Here is a 19,278-nt window from a genome sequence, read left to right as displayed (position 1 = left end):
TCTGAGACCCCCTCGTCCGCGGTGCTAGTTTCGCGAGAGGACACACGAACCCGACTCTCGGAAGGCTGCTCGTGCCGCCTGCAGACCACCAGCAGCACCGCCCGGTGCGCATCGGGGTCCAGCTGCAGCCCCAGCACGCGGAGTGGTCCGACCTGGCTCGCGCGGCAGCCGAGGCCGAGGAGATCGGCGTCGACGTGCTCTTCAACTGGGACCACTTCTTCCCGCTCCGGGGCGACCCCGACGGCAAGCACTTCGAGTGCTGGACGATGCTCGGCGCCTGGGCCCAGGCCACCTCCCAGGTCGAGATCGGCGCCCTGGTCACCTGCAACAGCTATCGCAACCCCGAGCTGCTCGCCGACATGGCCCGCACGGTCGACCACATCAGCGGCGGCCGCCTCATCCTCGGCATCGGGTCGGGCTGGAAGGAGAAGGACTACGTCGAGTACGGCTACGAGTTCGGCACCAAGGGCTCGCGGCTCGACGACCTGCGCGACGCACTCCCCCGCATCGAGCGGCGCCTGGCGCGGCTGAACCCGCCGCCCACCCGCGACATCCCGGTGCTGATCGGCGGCGGCGGTGAGCGCAAGACGCTGCGGCTGGTCGCCCGGCACGCCGACATCTGGCACGGCTTCGGGGACCCTGCTGACGTGGAGCGCAAGGTGGGAGTGCTCGACGACTGGTGCGCCAAGGAGGGCCGCGACCCGGCGGAGATCGAGCGATCCGTCGGCGTCGGCCGCGCCCCCGGAGAGCTGGGCCCCGCACTGCACCGGCTCGGGATCCGACTCTTCACCGTCTCGGCCTCGGGGCCGTCGTACGACCTGGAGCTGGTGCGCGACTGGGTGGCCTGGCGCAACGAGATGAATGCGGCAGCATCATGATGCCCCTTCATGAGGCGGCGTCGCCGTCGCCCACCATGTCGTCCCAGGTGGACGGCGGCATCGCGGCTTGCAGGCCTTCTGCCAGCAGTGTCGCCAGCGAGTAGCCAGGCTGGGCGGTGAGCGCCACATCGACCCCGCACCAGGCCAGCGCGCCTCGACCCGACGCCCAAGCGGCGAAACCGAGCAGCGCGGCCGGTGCCGCCAGATGACTGGCGGGGCAGCGCTTGACCACGGCGGTCCAGAACTCGACGTGCTGGTGGGCGTCAACCCGGCGCAGAGTTAACCACGCGGCATCGCGCACGACGAGGTCCTGGAGGCCGGAGACCAGTCGCGCCAGCTGCCCGACCCGCAACGGCTTGCGTCCGCGCACGCCACGGCGCACCAGGTCTGCCGCCCAAGCTGCCTCCGCCGCGACAGCTCCCGGTGCCAGGGTGCCGGACCGGCGCGCGAGCGCGGTCGCGACGCGGGCCACGGCGGCCGGATCGGGCGTCAGGGTCGCTGCCAGCTCCTCCCGCGACCCATGCGTGACGAGGCCGTTGAGGACCGCCTCCGCCGCGAACGGGTGTGCACCGGCGTCGTACTCGGTTCCTGTGTCGTCCGGGCCCAGGGGAAGCGGCCAGTAGCGGCGTCCGTCGGCGGCCAGTGAGCCCAGCACCTCGATCCCGGCTCGCTTGAAGCGGTCGGCGACCTCACGAGTGACCGGGTCGACCCTCCGCGGATCGGCGGCGTAGCCGATGAAGAGCACCTTGGTCACCCGGTGCCGGGCCGCGGGTTCGAGCAGCGTCGCCGCGACCTGTCGGATGTCGCGGGCGGACTCGGGCAGGTCGACACGACCGTGGAACATCCGGTCGGCCTGGAAGGTGAGCATCACCAGGGAGTCGTTGGGGACGAAGCCGAGCACCAGCGGCACCATGGCCAGCACGTCCTCGGGGCTACGAGCTTTCATGGACATCTTGGGCGATGAGTTCATGGGCGACCGCTTGCCCGCGCGGTCGCGCCTCAATCCGGCCCCCTCGCAGGTGTGGAGAGGCATCACGATGCGACGCCCTGTGGACGTGGGGTGGGCCGCGTGGCTCGACGTGTGCGTCCGTGGCCCGCCGTACGCTGCGCGCATGCGGTCCGAGGCGTCCGTCCTGCACCTGGACCTCGACGCGTTCTTCGCCTCCGTCGAGCAGCGCGACAAGCCGTCGCTGCGGGGGAAGCCGGTCGTGGTGGGCGGGGTCGGCGGCCGTGGGGTGGTGGCGACGGCGTCCTACGAGGCGCGAAGGTACGGCGTCCGCTCGGCCATGTCGACGAGGGAGGCGCGCTCGCGCTGCCCGCACGCGGCGTTCCTGAGCGGGCGCTTCCACGCCTACCGCGCCGCGAGCGAGCAGGTGATGACCACGCTGAGGGAGCTGTCGCCGTTGGTCGAGCCCTTGTCCCTCGACGAGGCGTTCGTCGACCTCGCCGCCGCCGACCTCGCCGACCTCTCGGTGGACACCGTCACCCGCGTCGCCGAAGAGCTGCGGGCTGCCGTCACCGACGTCACGGGCGGCCTCACGGCGTCGGTGGGGGTCGGGTCGTCGAAGTTCATCGCCAAGGTGGCCAGCGACCTCGACAAGCCCGACGGCCTGGTCGTGGTCAGCCCCGGGACCGAGCGGGACCTGCTGCGGCCGATGCACGTGACCGTGATCCCCGGGGTCGGCCCGGCGACTGCCGAACGGCTGCGGCGGGCCGGCATCCACACCGTGGCCGACCTCGAGACGGTGAGCGAGGGCGAGCTGGTCCGCATCCTCGGCAACGCGCAAGGACACGGCCTCCACCGGCTCGCCCGGGCGGACGACGACCGGCCCGTGGTGTCGGAGCGCGAGGCCAAGTCGGTGAGCGTGGAGGGCACCTACGACACCGACCTCACGGACCGCCGGCTGATGGAGGGGCTTCTCACCCGGCAGTCCGGCGCCGTCGCCAAGCGGCTGCGCGCCCACTCGCTGTCGGGGCGCACCGTCACGCTCAAGCTGCGGCTGCACGACTTCACCACCCTGAGCCGCTCGGTCACGCTGCCGTCGCCCACCGACCACGGGGGCACGATCGCTCGGCTGGCTCGCGGACTGCTCACCGACATCGACACCTCGGGCGGGGTCCGGTTGCTCGGCGTCGGTGTCTCCGGGCTCGCCGACTGGGTGCAGGAGGACCTCTTCGGCATCGACGACGACCCCGACGACGGGTGGGGGCCCGACGACGACGTCCCCGACCTGCCGACCGACCGGCAGCGGACCTGGGCGCCCGGCTCGGACGTCGTCCACGCCACCCTCGGCCCCGGCTGGGTGTGGGGGTCCGGCCGTGGCGTGGTCACCGTGCGCTTCGAGACGCGCGACAGCCCCGCCGGCCCGGTCCGCTCCTTCGCCGTCGACGACCCGGAGCTGACCCCGGCGCACTGATCCGCGTCCTGTTGCGCACGTGGCGACGGGGCGAACAAGACACGCGAGGCTCGACAAGCCCGGAGCGGACTTGGCACCATGGAAGGCGCGGAAAAGGGTGAGGGGCTCCAGATGGTATGAGCATCAGGAGCCCCTCGGCTTGACCGGTGATGTGACGCCCGATCCCCCAAGAGGCCGACGCGGACCCCGCCGTCCCCGTCACCGGGCCGACGCGGCGAGCAAGCTCGCCGGGTGGATCCTTGCTCCTCCTCCGGAGCCCGACCCCGCAAGCGGGATCGGTAGGAGAGTTCTACGGGGTCCGAGCGACGCGGCGCAAGGGTTCTTCACGACCGATCGGGACATTTCTCGGCCCTCCACACAGATCGGCCCCGCGTCCACAGATTCCGGTCGGCCATCCACAGGTTCGACGGCCCTGTGCACCGACCTGTGCACTGGCCTGTGCACAGAGGGGGCAACCGGTCCAGACCGCCACCGCGAACGGCCGGCCGCGGACGCCCGGCTAGTTTTGGCGCCATGCCTGATGCCCCACCCGTCGCCGATCGCCGCCCCCTGACCTCCACCCACCACGGCCAGCAGCGGGTGGACGACTACGAGTGGCTGCGCGCCAAGGACGACCCCGACGTGCGCGCCCACCTCGAGGCGGAGAACGCCTGGACCCAGCAGCAGACCGCACACCTCGCCGACCTGCGCCAGACGATCTTCGACGAGATCAAGGCCCGCACCCTGGAGACCGACCTCTCGGTGCCCACGCGCCAGCGCGGCTACTGGTACTACTCGCGCTCCTTCGAGGGCAAGGAGTACGGCGCCTCGTGCCGCGTCCCCGCCGCGGTGGACGGGCCCGACTCCTGGACCCCGCCCGAGCCGGCCGAGGACAGCACCGTCGACCAGCCCGCACTCCCGGGCGAGGAGGTGCTGCTGGACCTCAACGACCTCGCCGAAGGCCACGAGTTCTTCTCGATGGGCGCCTCGGCAGTGAGCCTCGACGACCGCTACCTGGCGTACTCCACCGACACCAACGGGGACGAGCGCTACACCGTGCGGGTCAAGGACCTCACCACCGGCGAGCTGCTGCCCGACGTCGTCGAGGGGGTGCTCGGCGGCCTCACCTGGAGCCCCGACGGCCGCGACCTCTACTACGCGACGGTCGACGCGTCATGGCGCGCCGACAAGATCTGGCGGCACCGCATCGGGACCATGCAGGGCGACGACGAGCTCGTGCACGCCGAGACGGACGGCCGGTTCTGGGTCGGCCTCGGGCGCAGCCGGTCGGACCGCTTCCTCCTGCTGGCCGCGGGGTCCAAGACCACGACCGAGATGCGGTTCCTCGACACCCGCGACCCCGACGGCACCTGGCAGGTGTTCGCAGAGCGTCGGGAAGGGATCGAGTACGAGATCGAGCATGCCGTCATCGGCGGCGAGGACGTCTTCCTCGTGCTGCACAACGCGACCGGACCGGACTTCGAGCTGGGCATCGCCCCGGTGTCCCCCACGCCGGCGGACGGCTGGCGCGCGCTCATCCCCCACGACCCTGCGGTCCGGCTCGACAACGTCGACGCCTTCGCCGGCCACCTCGTGGTGTCCCAGCGCAGCGACAGCCTGACCCAGCTGCGGGTGCTCGAGCTCGGCGCTGACGCCGAGGGCGGGATCGCCGACGACTACCTCGTGCCGTTCGAGGCCGAGGTCTACACCGTCGGCGTCGGCAGCAACCCCGCCTTCGACCAGCCCACGATCCGGCTGGGCTTCACCACGATGGCGGTGCCGCCCTCCGTCTACGACTACGACGTCGCGACCCGCGAGCTGGCGCTGCGGCGGCGTACGCCCGTGCTCGGCGGTTACGACCCGGACGACTACGAGGAACACCGGCTCTGGGCGGAAGCACCCGACGGCGAGCTGGTGCCGATCTCCCTGGTCGCCCGACGTGACCGGCCCGCCGGCCCGGTGCCCTTGCTGCTCTACGGCTACGGCGCCTACGAGCTCTCCATCGATCCGTACTTCTCGGTGGCCAGGCTCTGCATGCTCGACAGGGGCGCAGCGTTCGCCATCGCGCACGTGCGGGGCGGCGGCGAGCGTGGCCGCCGTTGGTACGACAACGGCAAGCTCGGCCACAAGCGCAACACCTTCTCCGACTTCGCCGCCTGCGCCCGGCACCTCGTGCAGGAGGGCTGGACCACGCACGAGACGATCCTCGGCGAGGGCGGCAGCGCGGGCGGGCTGCTGATCGGTGCTGTGGCCAACCTCTACCCCGCTCAGTTCGGCGGTCTCGTCGCCCAGGTGCCGTTCGTCGACATCCTGACCACCATGCTCGACGCGACGCTGCCGCTGACCGTCCCCGAGTACGACGAGTGGGGCAACCCCGAGGACGACCCGGCGGTCTTCGACTACATCGCCGGCTACGCGCCGTACGACAACGTCACGTCCCAGGAGTACCCGCCGATCCTCGCCGAGACGTCCCTGAACGACACCCGGGTCCTCTACGTCGAGCCGGCCAAGTGGGTCGCCCGCCTCCGGGAGACCGATCCCGACGGAGCCGGGAGGCCGGGCGTCCTGCTGAAGACCGAGATGTCGGCGGGGCACGGCGGTGTCTCAGGGCGCTACAAGGCCTGGCACGACCGGGCCTTCTCGCTGGCCTGGATGCTCGAGCGGATGGGCTTGGCGGAGGGGCCAGCGCCGGGCTTGGCAGGGCCGGCGGAGTGAGCGGTCCTGACTGAGCGGTCCGCCTGCTGGGTACGCCTCCTGAGAAGTCCCTGAGAGTTCGTCTCCCAGGCAACTCCCGTCGTTGCTCGCACGTCCTTCTGGGTAACAAGACAGAACCAACAGCCACCGACCGGCCCGGGAATCCCCGGGACCCTCCGGGCGTTGGAGGTGACGTGCAGACGCGCGTGAGCGGCGGGCACGCAGGACGGAGGAGGTCGGGAGATGGCAACCAGCACAGCAGTGGCAGCTCAGAGCACGACCCAGAGCACCACCCGGGGCACGACCCGGGGCACGACCCGAGGGGCCACCCGTGAGATCGAGGGGCGCGACAGCGTCGGCCTCTACCTCGACGAGATCGCCCGCAACCCCTTGCTGGACGCCGCCCTCGAGGTCGAGCTCTCCAAGGCGATCGAGGCCGGCCTGATGGCCGAGGCCCTGCTCGCCGAGGGCCGTGTCGGCCGCAGGAAGGGCGGGGCGCCCGGCTACGCCACCCAGGAAGAGCTCGAGTGGCTCGCCGAGGAGGGCCGCAAGGCCGTCGACACCTTCATCACCGCCAACCTGCGACTGGTGGTCTCGATCGCCCGCAAGTACGGCCGCGCCCAGATGCCGATGCTCGACCTGATCCAGGAGGGCAACACCGGCCTGATCCGCGCGGTCGAGAAGTTCGACTACACCAAGGGCTACAAGTTCTCGACGTACGCCACTTGGTGGGTACGCCAGGCGATCACCCGCGGCATCGCCCAGCAGGCCCGCGTCGTCCGGCTCCCGGTGCACGTCGTCGAGGAGCTCAACCAGGTGGGCGGCGCGCGTCGGACCCTCGAGCGCCAGCTCGGACGCGACCCCGAACCCGCCGAGATCGCCGCAGAGCTCGGCATGGACGTCGACCGGGTGCTCGACCTGATGGCATGGGGCCGCGAGCACGTCTCGCTGGACTCCCCTGTCGACGAGGACGGCGACACCTCCCTCGGCGACCTGATGGCACAGGAGACCTCGCCGGGCCCGGACCTCACCGTCCTCGACGTCGAGGCCCGTGACCGTCTCAACGCGCTGGTGTCCCAGCTCGACGAGCGGGCGGCCGACATCATCCGCTCGCGCTACGGCTTGGTCGACGGCCGCCAGCACAAGCTTGCCGACATCGGCGTCAAGCACGGCATCTCCGCCGAGCGGGTCCGCCAGCTCGAGCGGGAGGCGCTGCAGAAGCTCCGCCGGCTCGGCGACCCCGACCTGGCGGCGTGACCGCCTCGTGAGCCCAGACTTCCGACGCAGGTAGGGCGCAAGGGCCCCGGACTCCCGCCGAGTCCGGGGCCCTTCGTCGTCCAGCGGGCGTCGTCCAGCGGGCGCTAGGGCGCCGTCCAGCGGGCGCTAGGGCGCCGCAGCAACCAGGGCGGCGGCCGCTGCCTCGGCCTGGGTCGTCGCGTCGAGGGGCACCGCGACCTCGGCGGCGATGCGCTGCTGCCACAGCTGGATCGCCACCACCCTGGCCGCCGACTCCTCGGCGCGCTCGCGCGAGATCTCGCCCGACTCGATCGCCGCGGTGATCGTCGCGTGCGCCGTGGCAGTGTCCGCCGGCATCAGCAGGAGGTCCGCGCCGGCCAGGAACGCCGTCAGCGCAGGCCGGTTGCGACCGTAGACCGCCCCCATGCCGAGCGAGTCGGTCATGGTCACGCCCTCGAAGCCGAGCTCGTCGCGCAGGAAGTCGTACGCCGCCGGCGCCATGCTGGCCGGCTCGCCCGGCGCGATCGCGTCGACCCCCAGGTGGCCGAGCATCACCGCCGGTGCACCCGCGTCGACCGCGGCGGCGAAAGGGACGAGGTCGCGGGCGCGCAGCTCCTCGAGCGTCGCGGTCACCTCCGGGACGACGGCGTGGCTGTCCTCGGTGGCGCTGCCGTGGCCGGGGAAGTGCTTGGTGCTGGTCACCACACCCGCGCTGGAGAACCCCTCGAGCGCGGCCACGACGGCGTCCGCGGCGACGTCGGGGTCCGTCGACGCCGAGCGCGAGCCGATGGTGACGTCGCCATACCCGATGGTCACGTCGGCGACCGGCGCGTAGACCCAGGTGAACCCGAGCTGGCGCAGCTCGAGCCCGCTCGCCCGGGTGGCCTCGGTGACCAGCCGGCGACCCTCGACGGGGGCTGCGGTGATCACGTCACCGGCCTGCTGGAAGGACGGATAGGTCGTCGCGACGTCGCCCAGGTGGGCCACCAGGCCGCCCTCCTGGTCGACGCCGATCAGCGGCGGGAAGGTGCGCCCGTCGGCGGTCATCGCGTCGGCCACGGCCGAGGTCGTGGCAGTCACCTGCTCGGCGTCCTCGACGTTGGAGTTCGTCATGGTCACGCCCGCGAGGTGCAGGTCGCGGACGAGGGCCGCCGGGGTCTCGGGGTCGTACCCGTCGTACCTGCCGATGATCACCTGCCCTGCCAGGCGCTCGGCGTCCCATCCGGCCACCAGCTCCTGCGCCTGCGCCAGCTCGCCGACGGTCGGACCCCACGAGGTCGGCTCGTCGGGATCCACCTCCGGGTCGGACGCGGCTGCGCCGACGGTCTCCCTCTCGCCCGCAGGGTCGCCCTCGGCTCGCGACGGCGTCTGTTCGTCGGCTGCCCCAGGATCGCCGCCGAAGTAGGTCATCGCGCCCATCACGAGGCCGATCACCGCCAGCACCGAGGCGGCACCCAGCACCCAGCCGAGGCCGGGGATCCGGCGCGGGGGGCGGGGTGCTCGGTGGGTCGGGTCGTATCCGGGCATCGCATCGAGGGTAAAGGCCGGACGGCACAAACCCGCGCATGCCCGGGTGCGACCCGCGCGCGAGCGTCGTACCGTGCTCGACATGGGCACCGGCATCGAGGTCACGGTCTGCGAGAGCGACACGGACTACGAGGACTGGCGCCAGGTCCGGCTCGCCGTGGTCCCCGAGGAGCGCTGCCCGAGCGTGGCCGAGCTCAAGGCCCTGACCTCGCCGGAGAAGAAGTTCTACGTGGCCCGTGCGGGTGGGGAGATCGCGGGATCCGGCATGGCCGACCGGTCCGAAGTGGGTGACGGGGGCGCGATCGCGCCCAGGGTGCTGCCCGACTGGCGCCGACGCGGCGTGGGCACGGCCTTGCTGGTGGTGCTCTCCCAGCACTGTGCGGACCTCGGCCTGCGAGAGGTCCGCGCCAGCGCCGAGGACGCGGCGTCCCTCGCCTTCGCGAGCAAGTTCGGGTTCGTGGAGATCGACCGCGAGGTCGAGCAGCTGTACGACGTCGGTGACGAGCCCGATCCCGGCCCTCCTCCCCACGGGCTGGAGCTCGTCACGGCGGCCGAACGCCCGGGCCTGTGGGCCGACTGCTACGACTCCTTCGGCCGCGAGGTGCTGGCCGACTTCGCCCTCCACGGAGAGCTCCAGGTCAGCGCCGCCGAGTGGGTCGACGAGTGGGGCGCCGCGCCGATGTTCCTGGCCCTGCACGACGGCGAGGTGGTCGGTTGCGCCGGCCTCCTGCTCGACGACGACCAACCCGCGAGGGCCGAGAACGCGCTCACCGGTGTCCGCCGCGACTGGCGCGGACGCGGCGTCGCGACCCACCTCAAGCGGCACACGCTGCACTGGGCGTCGACGCACGGCATCCGCGAGGTCTACACCTGGACCCAGAACGACAATGCGGCGATGCGGTGGCTCAACGAGCTCCTGGGCTATCGCACCGGCAGCGTCGGGATCACCCTGTCGGCGGACCTGCCGCTCCGCGCGGAGACCTGACCGGTACCGCTCTGCCCGGCTACGTTCGACGGGTGCACAGGCTCGCGACCCTCGCCCTGGCTCTGCTGGCGCTCCTCCTCAGCGGCCCGGTCACCGGGCCGGGGGCCGTCGCGTCACCGGCGATCGGCCCCGCCGACGGCGTACGTGCGGTGCCGGTGCCGGCCGAGGCAGGCGCTGTCGACACGTCCGACCCGGACCGCTGGGTGGGCAACGGGACGCCGCAGAGCTGCACCTCGCGGGCCGTCGTCAGGGCCGTCGCGGCCGGCGGTGTGATCGGGTTCCGCTGCGGTCCCGACCCGGTGACGATCGAGCTGCGCAAGACCGCCAAGGTCGTCAACACCAGCCGGCGGGTCGTGCTCGACGGAGGCGGGCTGGTCACCCTCAGCGGTGGCGGTGAGCGGCGGATCCTCTACCAGAACACCTGCGACCCGAAGCAGACCTGGACCACCTCGCACTGCAACGACCAGGCGAAACCTCGGCTGGTGCTTCAGCACCTCACGCTGGCCGACGGCAACGCGACGGGCGAGCGCGCGGACGGGGGTGGTGGCGGTGCCGTCTTCGTGCGGGGCGGTCGCCTGAAGATCGTCGACGTGACCTTCACCGGCAACCGCTGCGACCGCACCGGCCCCGATCTCGGGGGCGCCGCGGTGCGGGTGCTCGACCAGCACCGCGACCAGCCGGCGTACGTCGTCGACAGCACCTTCACCGGCGGCCGGTGCAGCAACGGCTCCGCGCTCAGCTCGATCGGCGTGTCCTGGGAGGTCTACAACAGCACCTTCACCGACAACCGGGCCATCGGTCGCGGCGCCAACCCGGCGCGGTCCGGCACGCCCGGCGGCGGGTCGGGAGGCGCCATCTACGCCGACGGCAACGACTTCCACGTGCTCGTGGCCGGGACCTCGATCACCGGCAACGTCGCCCGGGAGGGCGGCGGCGCGATCTTCTTCGTCAGCAACGACCGCACGGGCACGCTGACGGTCCGCTCGTCGACGCTGAGCGACAACCCGAGCCTGGGCTTCGAGACCGACCCGGGGATCTTCTTCCTGGGCCGGCGTCAGCGACTGGTCGACTCGGTGGTCGAGTAGTCCTCAAGCCTCTCGGAGCGCCAGCAACGCGGCGTACACCTGCTCGACCTGCTGGCGCAGGTCGTCCATCGAGCCGGCGTTGTCGACGACGAACGTCGCCGCGGCCAGCCGGTCCTCGCGGGTCGCCTGCGCAGCGATCCGCGCCTGCGCGTCCGCCTCGCTCATCCCCCGTGTCGACGTCATCCGTTCCACCTGGAGGTCGCTCGGCGCGTCGACGACGACCACCGCGTCGAAGCCCGCCGCCTGACCGGTCTCGACAAGCAACGGGATGTCGTGGACGACGATCGACCCGGGCGGGGCGGCGGCCTCGATCTCGGCGGCGCGCGCACGCACGCGCGGGTGGATGATCGCCTCCAGGCGACGCCTCTGCTCCGCGTCGCCGAAGACGATCGCGCCCACCGCCGGCCGGTCGAGGTCTCCCTCAGGGGTGAGCACGCCCTCGCCGAAGGCGGCGACCACCTCCGCGAGCCCGTCGGTGCCGCGCGCCACGACCTCCCGCGCGAGCAGGTCAGCGTCGACCACGACCGCACCCAGGCCGGCGAGGATCGCCGACACGGTGCTCTTGCCCGAGGCGACGCCGCCCGTTAGCCCGACCCGCAGGATGCGTGCATGCACGCATCCATCCTGTCAGCAGGCGAACTGCCGCCTGTACTGCTGGGGGCTCACGCCGCGCACCCGCGTGAAGTGGTGGCGCAGCGCACCGGCGTTGCCGAAGCCCACCTCGGTGGCGATCCACTCCACCGGGTGGTCGGTCAGCTCGAGCAGCTCCTCGGCGGCGCGCACGCGCTGCTGGGTCACCCACTGGTGCGGGGTGGTCCCGGTCTCCGCGCGGAACCGGCGGGCGAAGGTGCGCGGTGACATGTGGTGCTGGCGGGCCAGGGTGTCGACGCTGAGGTCCTCGCCGAGGTTCTCGGTGATCCAGGACAGCACCGGCCCGAGGGTCTCGGCGTCCACCTCGGGGACGGCGCGGGCGATGTACTGCGCCTGCCCGCCGTCGCGGTGCGGCGGCACCACCATGCGCCGGGCGGTCGCGGCCGCGACCCGCGCGCCGAACTGCTGCCGCATCAGGTGCAGGGCTGCGTCGAGCCCGGCTGCCGAGCCGGCTCCGGTCGTGACGGTCCCGTCCTGCACGTAGAGCACGTCGCAGTCGACCTTGGCGTCCTCGTACGTCGCGCACAGCTCGTCGACGTAGCGCCAGTGAGTGGTGCAGCGCCGTCCCTCCAGCAGGCCGGCCTCACCGAGGATGAAGACGCCCGAGCAGTGGGCGAAGATCTGGGCGCCTCGCTCGTAGGCAGCCCTGAGCACCGGGACGACCTCAGGCGAGCCGTCCCGGAAGCCACGCTTGGGGGCCACGCAGACGAGGTCGGCGTCCGCGACCTCCTCCAGGCCGTGCTCCACGAGGAGGCTGAACCCGCCTGAGCTGGTCACCACCCCGGGCTTGGGCGTGCAGACGACGAAGTCGAAGACGGGGTTGTCGTCCTCGGGGTGGTAGGGCTCGTTCCAGACCTCCACGATCGTGCCCAGGCCGAACGCCTCGACGCCGTCCTGCACGATCACCACGACCTTGCGGATGCCCGACCTCGGCACCGGCACTTTGCTCATGGCGGGAAGTCTGCCACGAAACGTGGCAGTTTTTCAATGTGCTCTGGCATATCTGCCACTGGTGGCAGGATTGCGGATCGCGCATGATTACTGCCATGACTACCGCACTCCTCATCCTCAGCATCTTCGCGCTCGCCCTGGCCGTCGCCACCGTCGTCACGGTCTTCCGTGACGGACGCGGACCCTCGGTCCCGCCACGCAGCCACTACGAGGACCCGCAGTTCCGGTCCCCTGCCGCGTCGTACTGACCGACGTGATCCCATCCCATCCCATCCCATCCATCCATCCATCCACCCCTCTGCCGGTAACGCCCCTTCTCAGGCGCTTCTGCCCCGATATACGGGGGCAGGAGCGGTTGCGAAGGGGCGTTACCCGTTCTGGGGGCGCGCCGCTGACCGGGTGATCCGGTAGCGCACGAACGACGGCACGGCCAGCGCGGCGACGACCGTGCCGACGACGACGAGCAGGCCGCCGCCGGCCGCGGCAGCGGCGGTCCCCACCCCTGCGGCTACCACGCCGTGCAGCGTGTCGGCGACCCGCGGACCGCCGGCCACCACGACCAGGAAGACGCCCTGCAAGCGCCCGCGCACGGCGTCGTCGGCGGCCGCTTGGAGCATGCTCGTGCGGAACGCCGCCGACGCCATGTCGGCTGCTCCGCCCAGCATCAGCATCACCAGCGCGAGCACCAGCATCAGCGTCCGCCAGCGTTCCGCGAGTCCGACGGCGACGCCGAAGCCGGCCATCGCCGCGCCCCACACCAGGATGCAGGCGATGACGGCGCGCCCCTGCGCATCGACGCGGGACACCCACCCGCTGAGGACCCCGCCGATCACGGCACCGGCGGGGATGGCGGCGAAGAGCAACGCGAACACCATGCCGCCCTCGTCGGGGCCGCCGAAGTCGACGTGGGCGATCTCCGGGAAGAGCGCCCGGGGCATGCCGAACACCATGGCGATGATGTCCACGACGAACGACATCAGCAGCACGGGGTGGCCACGCAAGTAGGCGAACCCGTCGACCACGGCACGCAGCCCTGGCGTCCGGCCCGCTCCGCCCTCGACCACCATGGCCGGAAGCCGCACCACGGCCGAGAGCGTGGTGAACAAGGTGATCGTGTCGATGAGATACAGCCACTCGAAGCCGATGATCGGGATCAGCACCCCCGCCACGAGCGGACCGGCGATCGCCCCCGCCTGGAAGACCGTCATGTTCAGCGAGTTGGCCGATGGCAGCAGCTCGGTCGGCAACAGCTTGGGCAGCAGCGCGTTCCGCGCCGGTGAGTTGATCGCGAAGAACGCCTGCTGCACAGCGAACAACCACAGCAACAGCCAGACGTTCTCGTTGCCGAGCGCCGCCTGCAGCCAGAAGAGCCCGCTCGTGACGATCAGCCCGACAGTGGAGCAGATCAGGATGACCCGCCGGTCGAAGACATCCGCCAGCGCGCCGCCGTACAGGCCGAAGACGACGAGCGGGACCAGCCCGAACATCCCGGTGAGGCCGACGTACGCCGACGAGCCGGTGTCGGCGTAGATCTGGGCCGGCACGGCCACCACCGTCAGCTGCGCACCGACCACGGTGACGATCTGCGCGGTCCACAGCCGCCGGAAGTGCGCGTCGCGCAGCGGCCGCGTGTCGGCGAGGAGGCCAGACAGACCGGACACGCGGGGCACGAGGAGGCAACCTACGCCCCGCGCGCGGTCATTCCTGAGCGGGGACCGGCTGGTCGTCGTCGCGAGGTCCGAAGAGACCGAGCTCGTCGATCGCCTCCGCGGTCAGCGCGCCGCTCCAGCCCCGCACCTGTCCGCGCGAGCGGCGCGAGAACAGCGCGCGGAACAGCTCGTAGTCGTCGACGCCGGACAGCTCCTCGGGCACCCGGGAGCGCATCGCCTCGAGCACGTCGCGCCAGTACGACGCCGGGACCCGGCCGAGTCCCAGAGCCTCGTGCAGGTCCGCGTGGTGGACCGCGATGTTCCACACGACCGCCGGCCGGGGGTTGTCGGCCACGGAGGCCGCGATCGAGTCCCGGTGCCGGCCGAGCTCCTCGGTGAGCTCGCTGGGCGTGTTTCCCCGCCGCTCCCCCACGTGCCGCCCCGTCCACTCCGCCCCCGGGGCACCGTCGAGCCGCTCGTTGGCGAAGTCGTGCGCCACGCCCGAGAGGTGCGCCAAGAGCTCGCTGACCGTCCACTCCGGCGTCGCCGGCACCACCGCCGCCAGCTGGTCGTCGGTCAGGTCGTGAGCCAGTGCCGTCACCGCCGCCACGTTCTCCCGGTAGAGCTCTGCCCAGTCGACGGGGGTTTCGGTCACGCTCCGAACCTAGTCCCCTCCATGGGTTCCCTGCGGAAGCCGAAAGCCCGGCGGCCTCCAGAAGAGGAGACCCCGGGCCTTCGGATCGATCAGGTTGACGCGGCAGCGTCAGGCGGAGCCGCCGGTCAGCTTGTCGCGCAGCGCCTGCAGCGCCTCGTCCGAGGCGAGCGAGCCGCCGCTCTCCTCGGTCTGCTCGACGCCGTCGCCCGCAGAGTCGGAGCTGTAGGACGTGGCCTCGCCAGCCTCCGCCTCGGCCACCTTGGCCTCGGCCTGCTGCTTGACGTGGGCCTCCCAGCGCGCGTGCGCCTTGGCGTACTGCTCCTCCCAGAGGGCGCGCTGCTCGTCGAAGCCCTCGAGCCACTCGCCCGTGTCGGAGTCGAAGCCCTCGGGGTAGATGTAGTTGCCCTGGTCGTCGTACGTGGCCGCCATGCCGTAGAGCGTGGGGTCGAACTCCTCGACCTCGGAGGCTGTGGCGGTCTCGTTGGCCTGCTTGAGCGACAGCGAGATCCGGCGACGCTCGAGGTCGATGTCGATGATCTTGACCATGACGTCGTCGTTGACCTGGACGACCTGCTCGGGGATCTCCACGTGGCGCTCGGCGAGCTCGGAGATGTGCACCAGCCCCTCGATGCCCTCCTCGACCCGGACGAACGAGCCGAAGGGCACCAGCTTGGTGACCTTGCCCGGCACGATCTGCCCGATCTGGTGGGTGCGGGCGAAGTGCTGCCAGGGGTCCTCCTGCGTCGCCTTCAGCGACAGGGAGACACGCTCGCGGTCCATGTCGACGTCGAGCACCTCGACGGTGACCTCGTCGCCGACGGTGACGACCTCGGAGGGGTGGTCGATGTGCTTCCACGACAGCTCCGAGACGTGCACCAGACCGTCGACACCGCCGAGGTCCACGAACGCACCGAAGTTGACGATCGAGGACACGACACCCTTGCGGATCTGGCCCTTCTGGAGCTGGGTGAGGAAGCCGTGGCGGACCTCGGACTGGGTCTGCTCGAGCCACGCACGGCGGGACAGGACCACGTTGTTGCGGTTCTTGTCGAGCTCGATGATCTTCGCCTCGAGCGTCTGGCCGACGTAGGGCTGCAGGTCGCGGACGCGACGCATCTCGACGAGGGAGGCGGGGAGGAAGCCACGCAGGCCGATGTCGATGATGAGACCGCCCTTGACGACCTCGATGACGGTGCCCTCGACGACGCCGTCCTCCTCCTTGATCTGCTCGATCGTGCCCCAGGCGCGCTCGTACTGGGCGCGCTTCTTGGACAGGATCAGCCGACCTTCCTTGTCCTCCTTCTGGAGGACCAGGGCCTCGACCTTGTCGCCGACGTTGACGACGTCGTTGGGGTCGACATCGTGCTTGATGCTCAGCTCGCGCGAGGGGATGACGCCCTCGGTCTTGTAGCCGATGTCGAGCAGGACCTCGTCCCGGTCGACCTTCACGATGGTGCCCTCGACGATGTCTCCGTCGTTGAAGTATTTGATCGTCTCGTCGATCGCGGCGAGGAAGTCTTCCTCAGAGCCGATGTCGTTGACGGCGACCTGCGGTGCGTCGGTCTCGGGGAATGCGTACGTGCTCGTCATAAGGGAATGGATTCCTTGGGGTGGGCAGATGTCGTGCGGGCGCGCGCGAGAGCCTGTTTCACTACCGATGGAATCTTGCCTGCGACAGCGGATCGGGACCCGATCCGTGCAGCGGCGGTGATAGCGAGCGTGGATCCGCTAGGTCTGGGACCCGCGCAGACTCCAGGCGCACCGGTCAGGATACGCGTGCGTGAGCGTGGGAGTCCAACTCGGGACGCTCGCTCAGGCCCGGCCCGGGAGTGCGCGGAGGTCGCGGGAGGCCGAGATGGCGCGCAGCAGGTCGTGGGCGTCGGCCGCCACGGTGTTGTCGGGGGCGCTCTGGTGGCGCGCCGCGAGGTCGACCAGCGCCCAGAGGTCGGCCGCGCGAGCAGTCGCCTCTGCGAGGTGCTCCGCACCTCCGTGCCGCTCGGTGTACGCCGCCAGCAGGCCGTCGACGTACGCCGGCATCCGCTCGAACCTGACGAGGTTGCCGAGGTCGGTGAAGGGGTGGCCGGCGTGGGCGAACTCCCAGTCGACGAGCCCGGTGATCACCAGCGACCCAGGGTCGACGAGGACGTTCTTGGGGTTGAGGTCGCCGTGGACCAGGCACCGGCGGTCGTGGACGTCGAGCGTGCCCTGGGCGTCGACGGCGAGCTCGCGCAGTCCGGCGAGCTCGTCACGGGTGAAGCCGCTGAGCGCGACCTCGTGGGCCGCCACCCACTCGGGCAGGCCGTCGGGACCGGGCAGGTCGCCGAGGGCCAGGTCGGCGTCCACGAAGGTGCCGGACCGCAGCATCGGCATGCCCCCGAGGTCGGCGGCCAGCCGGCCCATGTTCGCCCCGAGCGTGGCCAGCCCGGCGTCGTCGAGGGTGGGCAGCAGCAGGTCCCCCCGGACCCCGGGCAGGAACGAGGTGATCAGCAGCGCGGGTGCGTCTGTGGCGACGTCCGGAGCCCGCAGCTCGAGCACCTGGGGCACCGGCACCAGCCCGCGCACCAGGTGGAGCAGCGCGGCGTCCACCTCGTGGGCCCGCTCGCCCCGGAGGCCGGTCCGGTCGCCGGCGTACACCCGGACCACGCACCTCTCACCGGCCACCTCCCCCACGAAGGTCTGGCCGGACCATCCCCCCGCGAGCGGGGTGAGCGACGCCGCCAGGGAGGACTGGTCCATGCCCTCAGGCTCCCACCAGTAGCGTTCTGGCGTGCAGGAGGAGTGGCCCCCGGGATCAGTGCAGCGCCCGGTCCGGGTCGAGCGACGCCCCGTCGACGAGGCGGAGTCGCGCCGCGCCAACGGTCCCGACTGGGACCGCTACGCCGACGAGTACCAAGCCACCCACGGTGAGTTCCTCGGCGACATCGGCTTCGTGTGGGGCCCCGAGGGCCTCACCGAGGCAGAAGCAGGTGTGCTCGGCGATCTCAGGGGCCGGCGGGTGCTCGAGGTCGGCAGCGGTGCCGGCCAGTGCTCGCGGTGGGTGGCCACGCAAGGGGGTACGCCGGTGGGTCTGGACCTGTCGTGGCGCCAGCTCCAGCACTCGCGGCGGCTCGACGAGGAGACCGGCGTCCCGGTGCCGAGCGTGCTCGGCACCGCCACCGCGCTGCCCTTCGCCGGCGATGCCTTCGACGTCGTGTTCTCGAGCTTCGGGGCCCTGCAGTTCGTGGCCGACCTCCAAGGCTGCATCGCCGAGACCGCCCGCGTGCTGCGCGCCGGTGGCCGGTTCGCGTTCTCCATCACCCACCCGACGCGCTGGTCGTTCCCCGACGACCCCGACGAGCCTGGTCTGACCGCCACGCAGTCCTACTGGGACCGCACGCCCTACGTCGAGATCGACGACGAGACCGGCGTGGTGTCGTACGTCGAGCACCACCGCACGCTGTCCGACTGGGTGTCCGTGCTCGCGGGCGCCGGCTTCTCCCTCACCGCGCTCCTGGAGCCGGAGTGGCCGCAGGACCACGACCGGGTCTGGGGCGGTTGGTCGCGCACCCGCGGCCGGCTGACCCCGGGGACGGCGATCTTCGCCGCCGACCTGCGCTAGGTCAGGACGCCGGCCTGGGCTGGGTCAGGACTTGGCGCGCTCGCCGCTGTTGCGGCCGGTGAGCATGAGCACGAGGCCGGCCAGCAGCAGGAGCGACCCGCCGATGAACCCGATCAGCGGGACCGTGCCGGTGAGCAGGTCGAGGCTGGCGATGTTGTCCTCGGCGTCAGCGACGTTCGCCTGCTGCTGCTCCTCGCTGAACCCGAGGGTCAGGTCGAGGACCTGGGTGCCGTCGTCGAGGTAGCGCTGCTGCTCCTCGGTCTGGTGGATGATCGCGCCGGTGCGCGGGTCGATGTAGATCTCCTTCATCGACGTGTAGGTGCCTGGTGTTCCCTCGGCGATCTCGATCGCCGCGTTGTTGATCTCGATGCGGTAGACGTAGACGTCGAGGCCGAGGACCTCGTCCTCACGCTCGAAGACCGCGTCCACGGCCTGCCCGGTCACGCCGTCCCAGTAGGGGTAGGTGTCCTGCTTGGCGTCGAAGGGCCACTTGTTGACCAGGCCCTCGTGCTGCTCGAACTCCGGGGGCACGGCGTCGGACTCGACCGCCAGCGCGGTGACGCGATCGGTGGCGAAGGCGTCGGTGCTCAGGGACAGCGCGTTCTCGTCGTCACCGTCCGCGCAGACGCGCTCCTGGCCCTCGTCGAACACCCCGCAGGCGATGTTGGTGAAGACCACGACGTCGTCGCTCGAGGCCTCGTCGTCGGACTTGGTGATGCTCAGCCCGAAGATCGGCCGCTCACCTGCGCCGAGCCGGTTGGCCGTCCCCTCGAGGACCGTCGTCGAGTCGACGCCGAGTGGCGTCCGCTTCACCTGGCCGGGGGCGTACGCCACCGCAAGGACTCCGACGACGAGCAGGAACGCACCGAGTCCGGCGAGCACCGGACCGACGATCTTCCGCATGGCTGAGACCTTCCGTGAGCCATCTGGGTCGCCGAACAGTAGCGCAGGTTACCGGGGAGTTACACGTGCC

The 19,278-nt window shown here is 71.4% G+C and carries 17 protein-coding genes; 8 read left to right on the top strand and 9 right to left on the bottom strand.

All coding sequences use genetic code 11. The annotated features are described in order from the left end of the window. Window positions 1-71 precede the first annotated feature (71 nt). Window positions 72-878 carry an LLM class F420-dependent oxidoreductase gene (locus ABD295_RS04570; RefSeq protein WP_344302449.1) on the top strand — a complete coding sequence of 269 codons (807 nt, stop codon included), beginning with the start codon at window positions 72-74 and terminating at the stop codon, window positions 876-878. A gap of 7 nt (window positions 879-885) precedes the next feature. Here ABD295_RS04570 and ABD295_RS04565 read toward each other — a convergent pair whose 3' ends face one another. Then, complete coding sequence (locus ABD295_RS04565) at window positions 886-1,824, bottom strand: DUF4192 domain-containing protein (protein ID WP_344302448.1); 939 nt, start codon at window positions 1,822-1,824, stop codon at window positions 886-888. Between the two features lie 166 nt (window positions 1,825-1,990). On the opposite strand from ABD295_RS04565, the gene ABD295_RS04560 reads away from it, so the two are divergent. From ABD295_RS04560 to ABD295_RS04550, 3 genes are all read left to right on the top strand, one after another. Beyond that, window positions 1,991-3,295 (top strand): DNA polymerase IV, encoded by a 1,305-nt coding sequence (locus ABD295_RS04560; protein WP_344302447.1) that lies wholly within the window; start codon window positions 1,991-1,993, stop codon window positions 3,293-3,295. A gap of 513 nt (window positions 3,296-3,808) precedes the next feature. Next, entirely contained in the window at window positions 3,809-5,989 is a 2,181-nt protein-coding gene (locus ABD295_RS04555) for a S9 family peptidase (protein ID WP_344302446.1), read from the top strand. A 222-nt stretch (window positions 5,990-6,211) separates the two neighbouring features. Next, window positions 6,212-7,225 (top strand): sigma-70 family RNA polymerase sigma factor, encoded by a 1,014-nt coding sequence (locus ABD295_RS04550; protein WP_344302445.1) that lies wholly within the window; start codon window positions 6,212-6,214, stop codon window positions 7,223-7,225. Between the two features lie 126 nt (window positions 7,226-7,351). Here the strand turns inward: ABD295_RS04550 and ABD295_RS04545 are convergent, their stop codons facing one another. After that, window positions 7,352-8,731: a glycoside hydrolase family 3 N-terminal domain-containing protein gene (locus ABD295_RS04545; RefSeq protein WP_344302444.1), complete on the bottom strand. Its 1,380-nt coding sequence runs from the start codon at window positions 8,729-8,731 to the stop codon at window positions 7,352-7,354. 82 nt (window positions 8,732-8,813) lie between these two features. Between ABD295_RS04545 and ABD295_RS04540 the strand changes: the two genes are divergently transcribed. Together ABD295_RS04540 and ABD295_RS04535 are read left to right on the top strand one after the other, a co-directional pair. Beyond that, on the top strand, window positions 8,814-9,716 hold the full coding sequence (locus ABD295_RS04540; protein WP_344302443.1) for a GNAT family N-acetyltransferase: 903 nt from the start codon (window positions 8,814-8,816) through the stop codon (window positions 9,714-9,716). Between the two features lie 32 nt (window positions 9,717-9,748). Next, complete coding sequence (locus ABD295_RS04535; RefSeq protein WP_344302442.1) at window positions 9,749-10,801, top strand: hypothetical protein; 1,053 nt, start codon at window positions 9,749-9,751, stop codon at window positions 10,799-10,801. Window positions 10,802-10,804: 3 nt separating this feature from the next. Here ABD295_RS04535 and coaE read toward each other — a convergent pair whose 3' ends face one another. Both coaE and ABD295_RS04525 read right to left on the bottom strand, forming a co-directional pair. Continuing rightward, on the bottom strand, window positions 10,805-11,416 hold the full coding sequence (coaE, locus tag ABD295_RS04530) for a dephospho-CoA kinase (RefSeq protein ID WP_344302441.1): 612 nt from the start codon (window positions 11,414-11,416) through the stop codon (window positions 10,805-10,807). 12 nt (window positions 11,417-11,428) lie between these two features. After that, a complete protein-coding gene (locus ABD295_RS04525; RefSeq protein ID WP_344302440.1) occupies window positions 11,429-12,403 on the bottom strand; it encodes a GlxA family transcriptional regulator in 975 nt (324 codons plus the stop codon). A gap of 95 nt (window positions 12,404-12,498) precedes the next feature. Here ABD295_RS04525 and ABD295_RS04520 point away from each other — a divergent pair, with 95 nt between their 5' ends. Next, entirely contained in the window at window positions 12,499-12,651 is a 153-nt protein-coding gene (locus tag ABD295_RS04520) for a hypothetical protein (protein ID WP_344302439.1), read from the top strand. A gap of 120 nt (window positions 12,652-12,771) precedes the next feature. Here ABD295_RS04520 and ABD295_RS04515 read toward each other — a convergent pair whose 3' ends face one another. From ABD295_RS04515 to ABD295_RS04500, 4 genes are all read right to left on the bottom strand, one after another. Beyond that, on the bottom strand, window positions 12,772-14,073 hold the full coding sequence (locus ABD295_RS04515; RefSeq protein WP_344302438.1) for an MFS transporter: 1,302 nt from the start codon (window positions 14,071-14,073) through the stop codon (window positions 12,772-12,774). Between the two features lie 28 nt (window positions 14,074-14,101). Then, window positions 14,102-14,707 (bottom strand): maleylpyruvate isomerase N-terminal domain-containing protein, encoded by a 606-nt coding sequence (locus ABD295_RS04510; RefSeq protein WP_344302437.1) that lies wholly within the window; start codon window positions 14,705-14,707, stop codon window positions 14,102-14,104. Between the two features lie 108 nt (window positions 14,708-14,815). After that, entirely contained in the window at window positions 14,816-16,297 is a 1,482-nt protein-coding gene (gene rpsA / locus ABD295_RS04505) for a 30S ribosomal protein S1 (RefSeq protein WP_344302436.1), read from the bottom strand. Between the two features lie 222 nt (window positions 16,298-16,519). Further along, window positions 16,520-17,443 carry a phosphotransferase family protein gene (locus ABD295_RS04500; RefSeq protein ID WP_344302435.1) on the bottom strand — a complete coding sequence of 308 codons (924 nt, stop codon included), beginning with the start codon at window positions 17,441-17,443 and terminating at the stop codon, window positions 16,520-16,522. Window positions 17,444-17,474: 31 nt separating this feature from the next. On the opposite strand from ABD295_RS04500, the gene ABD295_RS04495 reads away from it, so the two are divergent. Then, window positions 17,475-18,305 (top strand): class I SAM-dependent methyltransferase, encoded by an 831-nt coding sequence (locus ABD295_RS04495; protein WP_344302434.1) that lies wholly within the window; start codon window positions 17,475-17,477, stop codon window positions 18,303-18,305. 24 nt (window positions 18,306-18,329) lie between these two features. On the opposite strand, the gene ABD295_RS04490 is transcribed toward ABD295_RS04495, so the two are convergent. After that, the gene (locus ABD295_RS04490) at window positions 18,330-19,208 is read right to left on the bottom strand and encodes a PorA family protein (protein WP_344302433.1); all 879 of its coding nucleotides are present in this window, start codon (window positions 19,206-19,208) and stop codon (window positions 18,330-18,332) included. Window positions 19,209-19,278: the final 70 nt, after the last annotated feature.

The organism is Nocardioides bigeumensis (genome assembly GCF_039531755.1).
Lineage (GTDB): Bacteria > Actinomycetota > Actinomycetes > Propionibacteriales > Nocardioidaceae > Nocardioides > Nocardioides bigeumensis.
The sequence above is the reverse complement of the archived record's forward strand: the minus strand, read 5'-3'. Positions and strand labels throughout refer to the sequence as shown.

What these genes read in the sequence shown, in the direction of transcription:
- ABD295_RS04565 (WP_344302448.1), bottom strand. Translation starts at nt 1,824, where the DNA reads ATGAAAGCTCGTAGCCCCGAGGACGTGCTGGCCATGGTGCCGCTGGTG.
- ABD295_RS04560 (WP_344302447.1), top strand. Translation starts at nt 1,991, where the DNA reads ATGCGGTCCGAGGCGTCCGTCCTGCACCTGGACCTCGACGCGTTCTTC.
- ABD295_RS04555 (WP_344302446.1), top strand. Translation starts at nt 3,809, where the DNA reads ATGCCTGATGCCCCACCCGTCGCCGATCGCCGCCCCCTGACCTCCACC.
- ABD295_RS04550 (WP_344302445.1), top strand. Translation starts at nt 6,212, where the DNA reads ATGGCAACCAGCACAGCAGTGGCAGCTCAGAGCACGACCCAGAGCACC.
- ABD295_RS04545 (WP_344302444.1), bottom strand. Translation starts at nt 8,731, where the DNA reads ATGCCCGGATACGACCCGACCCACCGAGCACCCCGCCCCCCGCGCCGG.
- ABD295_RS04540 (WP_344302443.1), top strand. Translation starts at nt 8,814, where the DNA reads ATGGGCACCGGCATCGAGGTCACGGTCTGCGAGAGCGACACGGACTAC.
- ABD295_RS04525 (WP_344302440.1), bottom strand. Translation starts at nt 12,403, where the DNA reads ATGAGCAAAGTGCCGGTGCCGAGGTCGGGCATCCGCAAGGTCGTGGTG.
- ABD295_RS04520 (WP_344302439.1), top strand. Translation starts at nt 12,499, where the DNA reads ATGACTACCGCACTCCTCATCCTCAGCATCTTCGCGCTCGCCCTGGCC.
- rpsA (WP_344302436.1), bottom strand. Translation starts at nt 16,297, where the DNA reads ATGACGAGCACGTACGCATTCCCCGAGACCGACGCACCGCAGGTCGCC.
- ABD295_RS04500 (WP_344302435.1), bottom strand. Translation starts at nt 17,443, where the DNA reads ATGGACCAGTCCTCCCTGGCGGCGTCGCTCACCCCGCTCGCGGGGGGA.
- ABD295_RS04490 (WP_344302433.1), bottom strand. Translation starts at nt 19,208, where the DNA reads ATGCGGAAGATCGTCGGTCCGGTGCTCGCCGGACTCGGTGCGTTCCTG.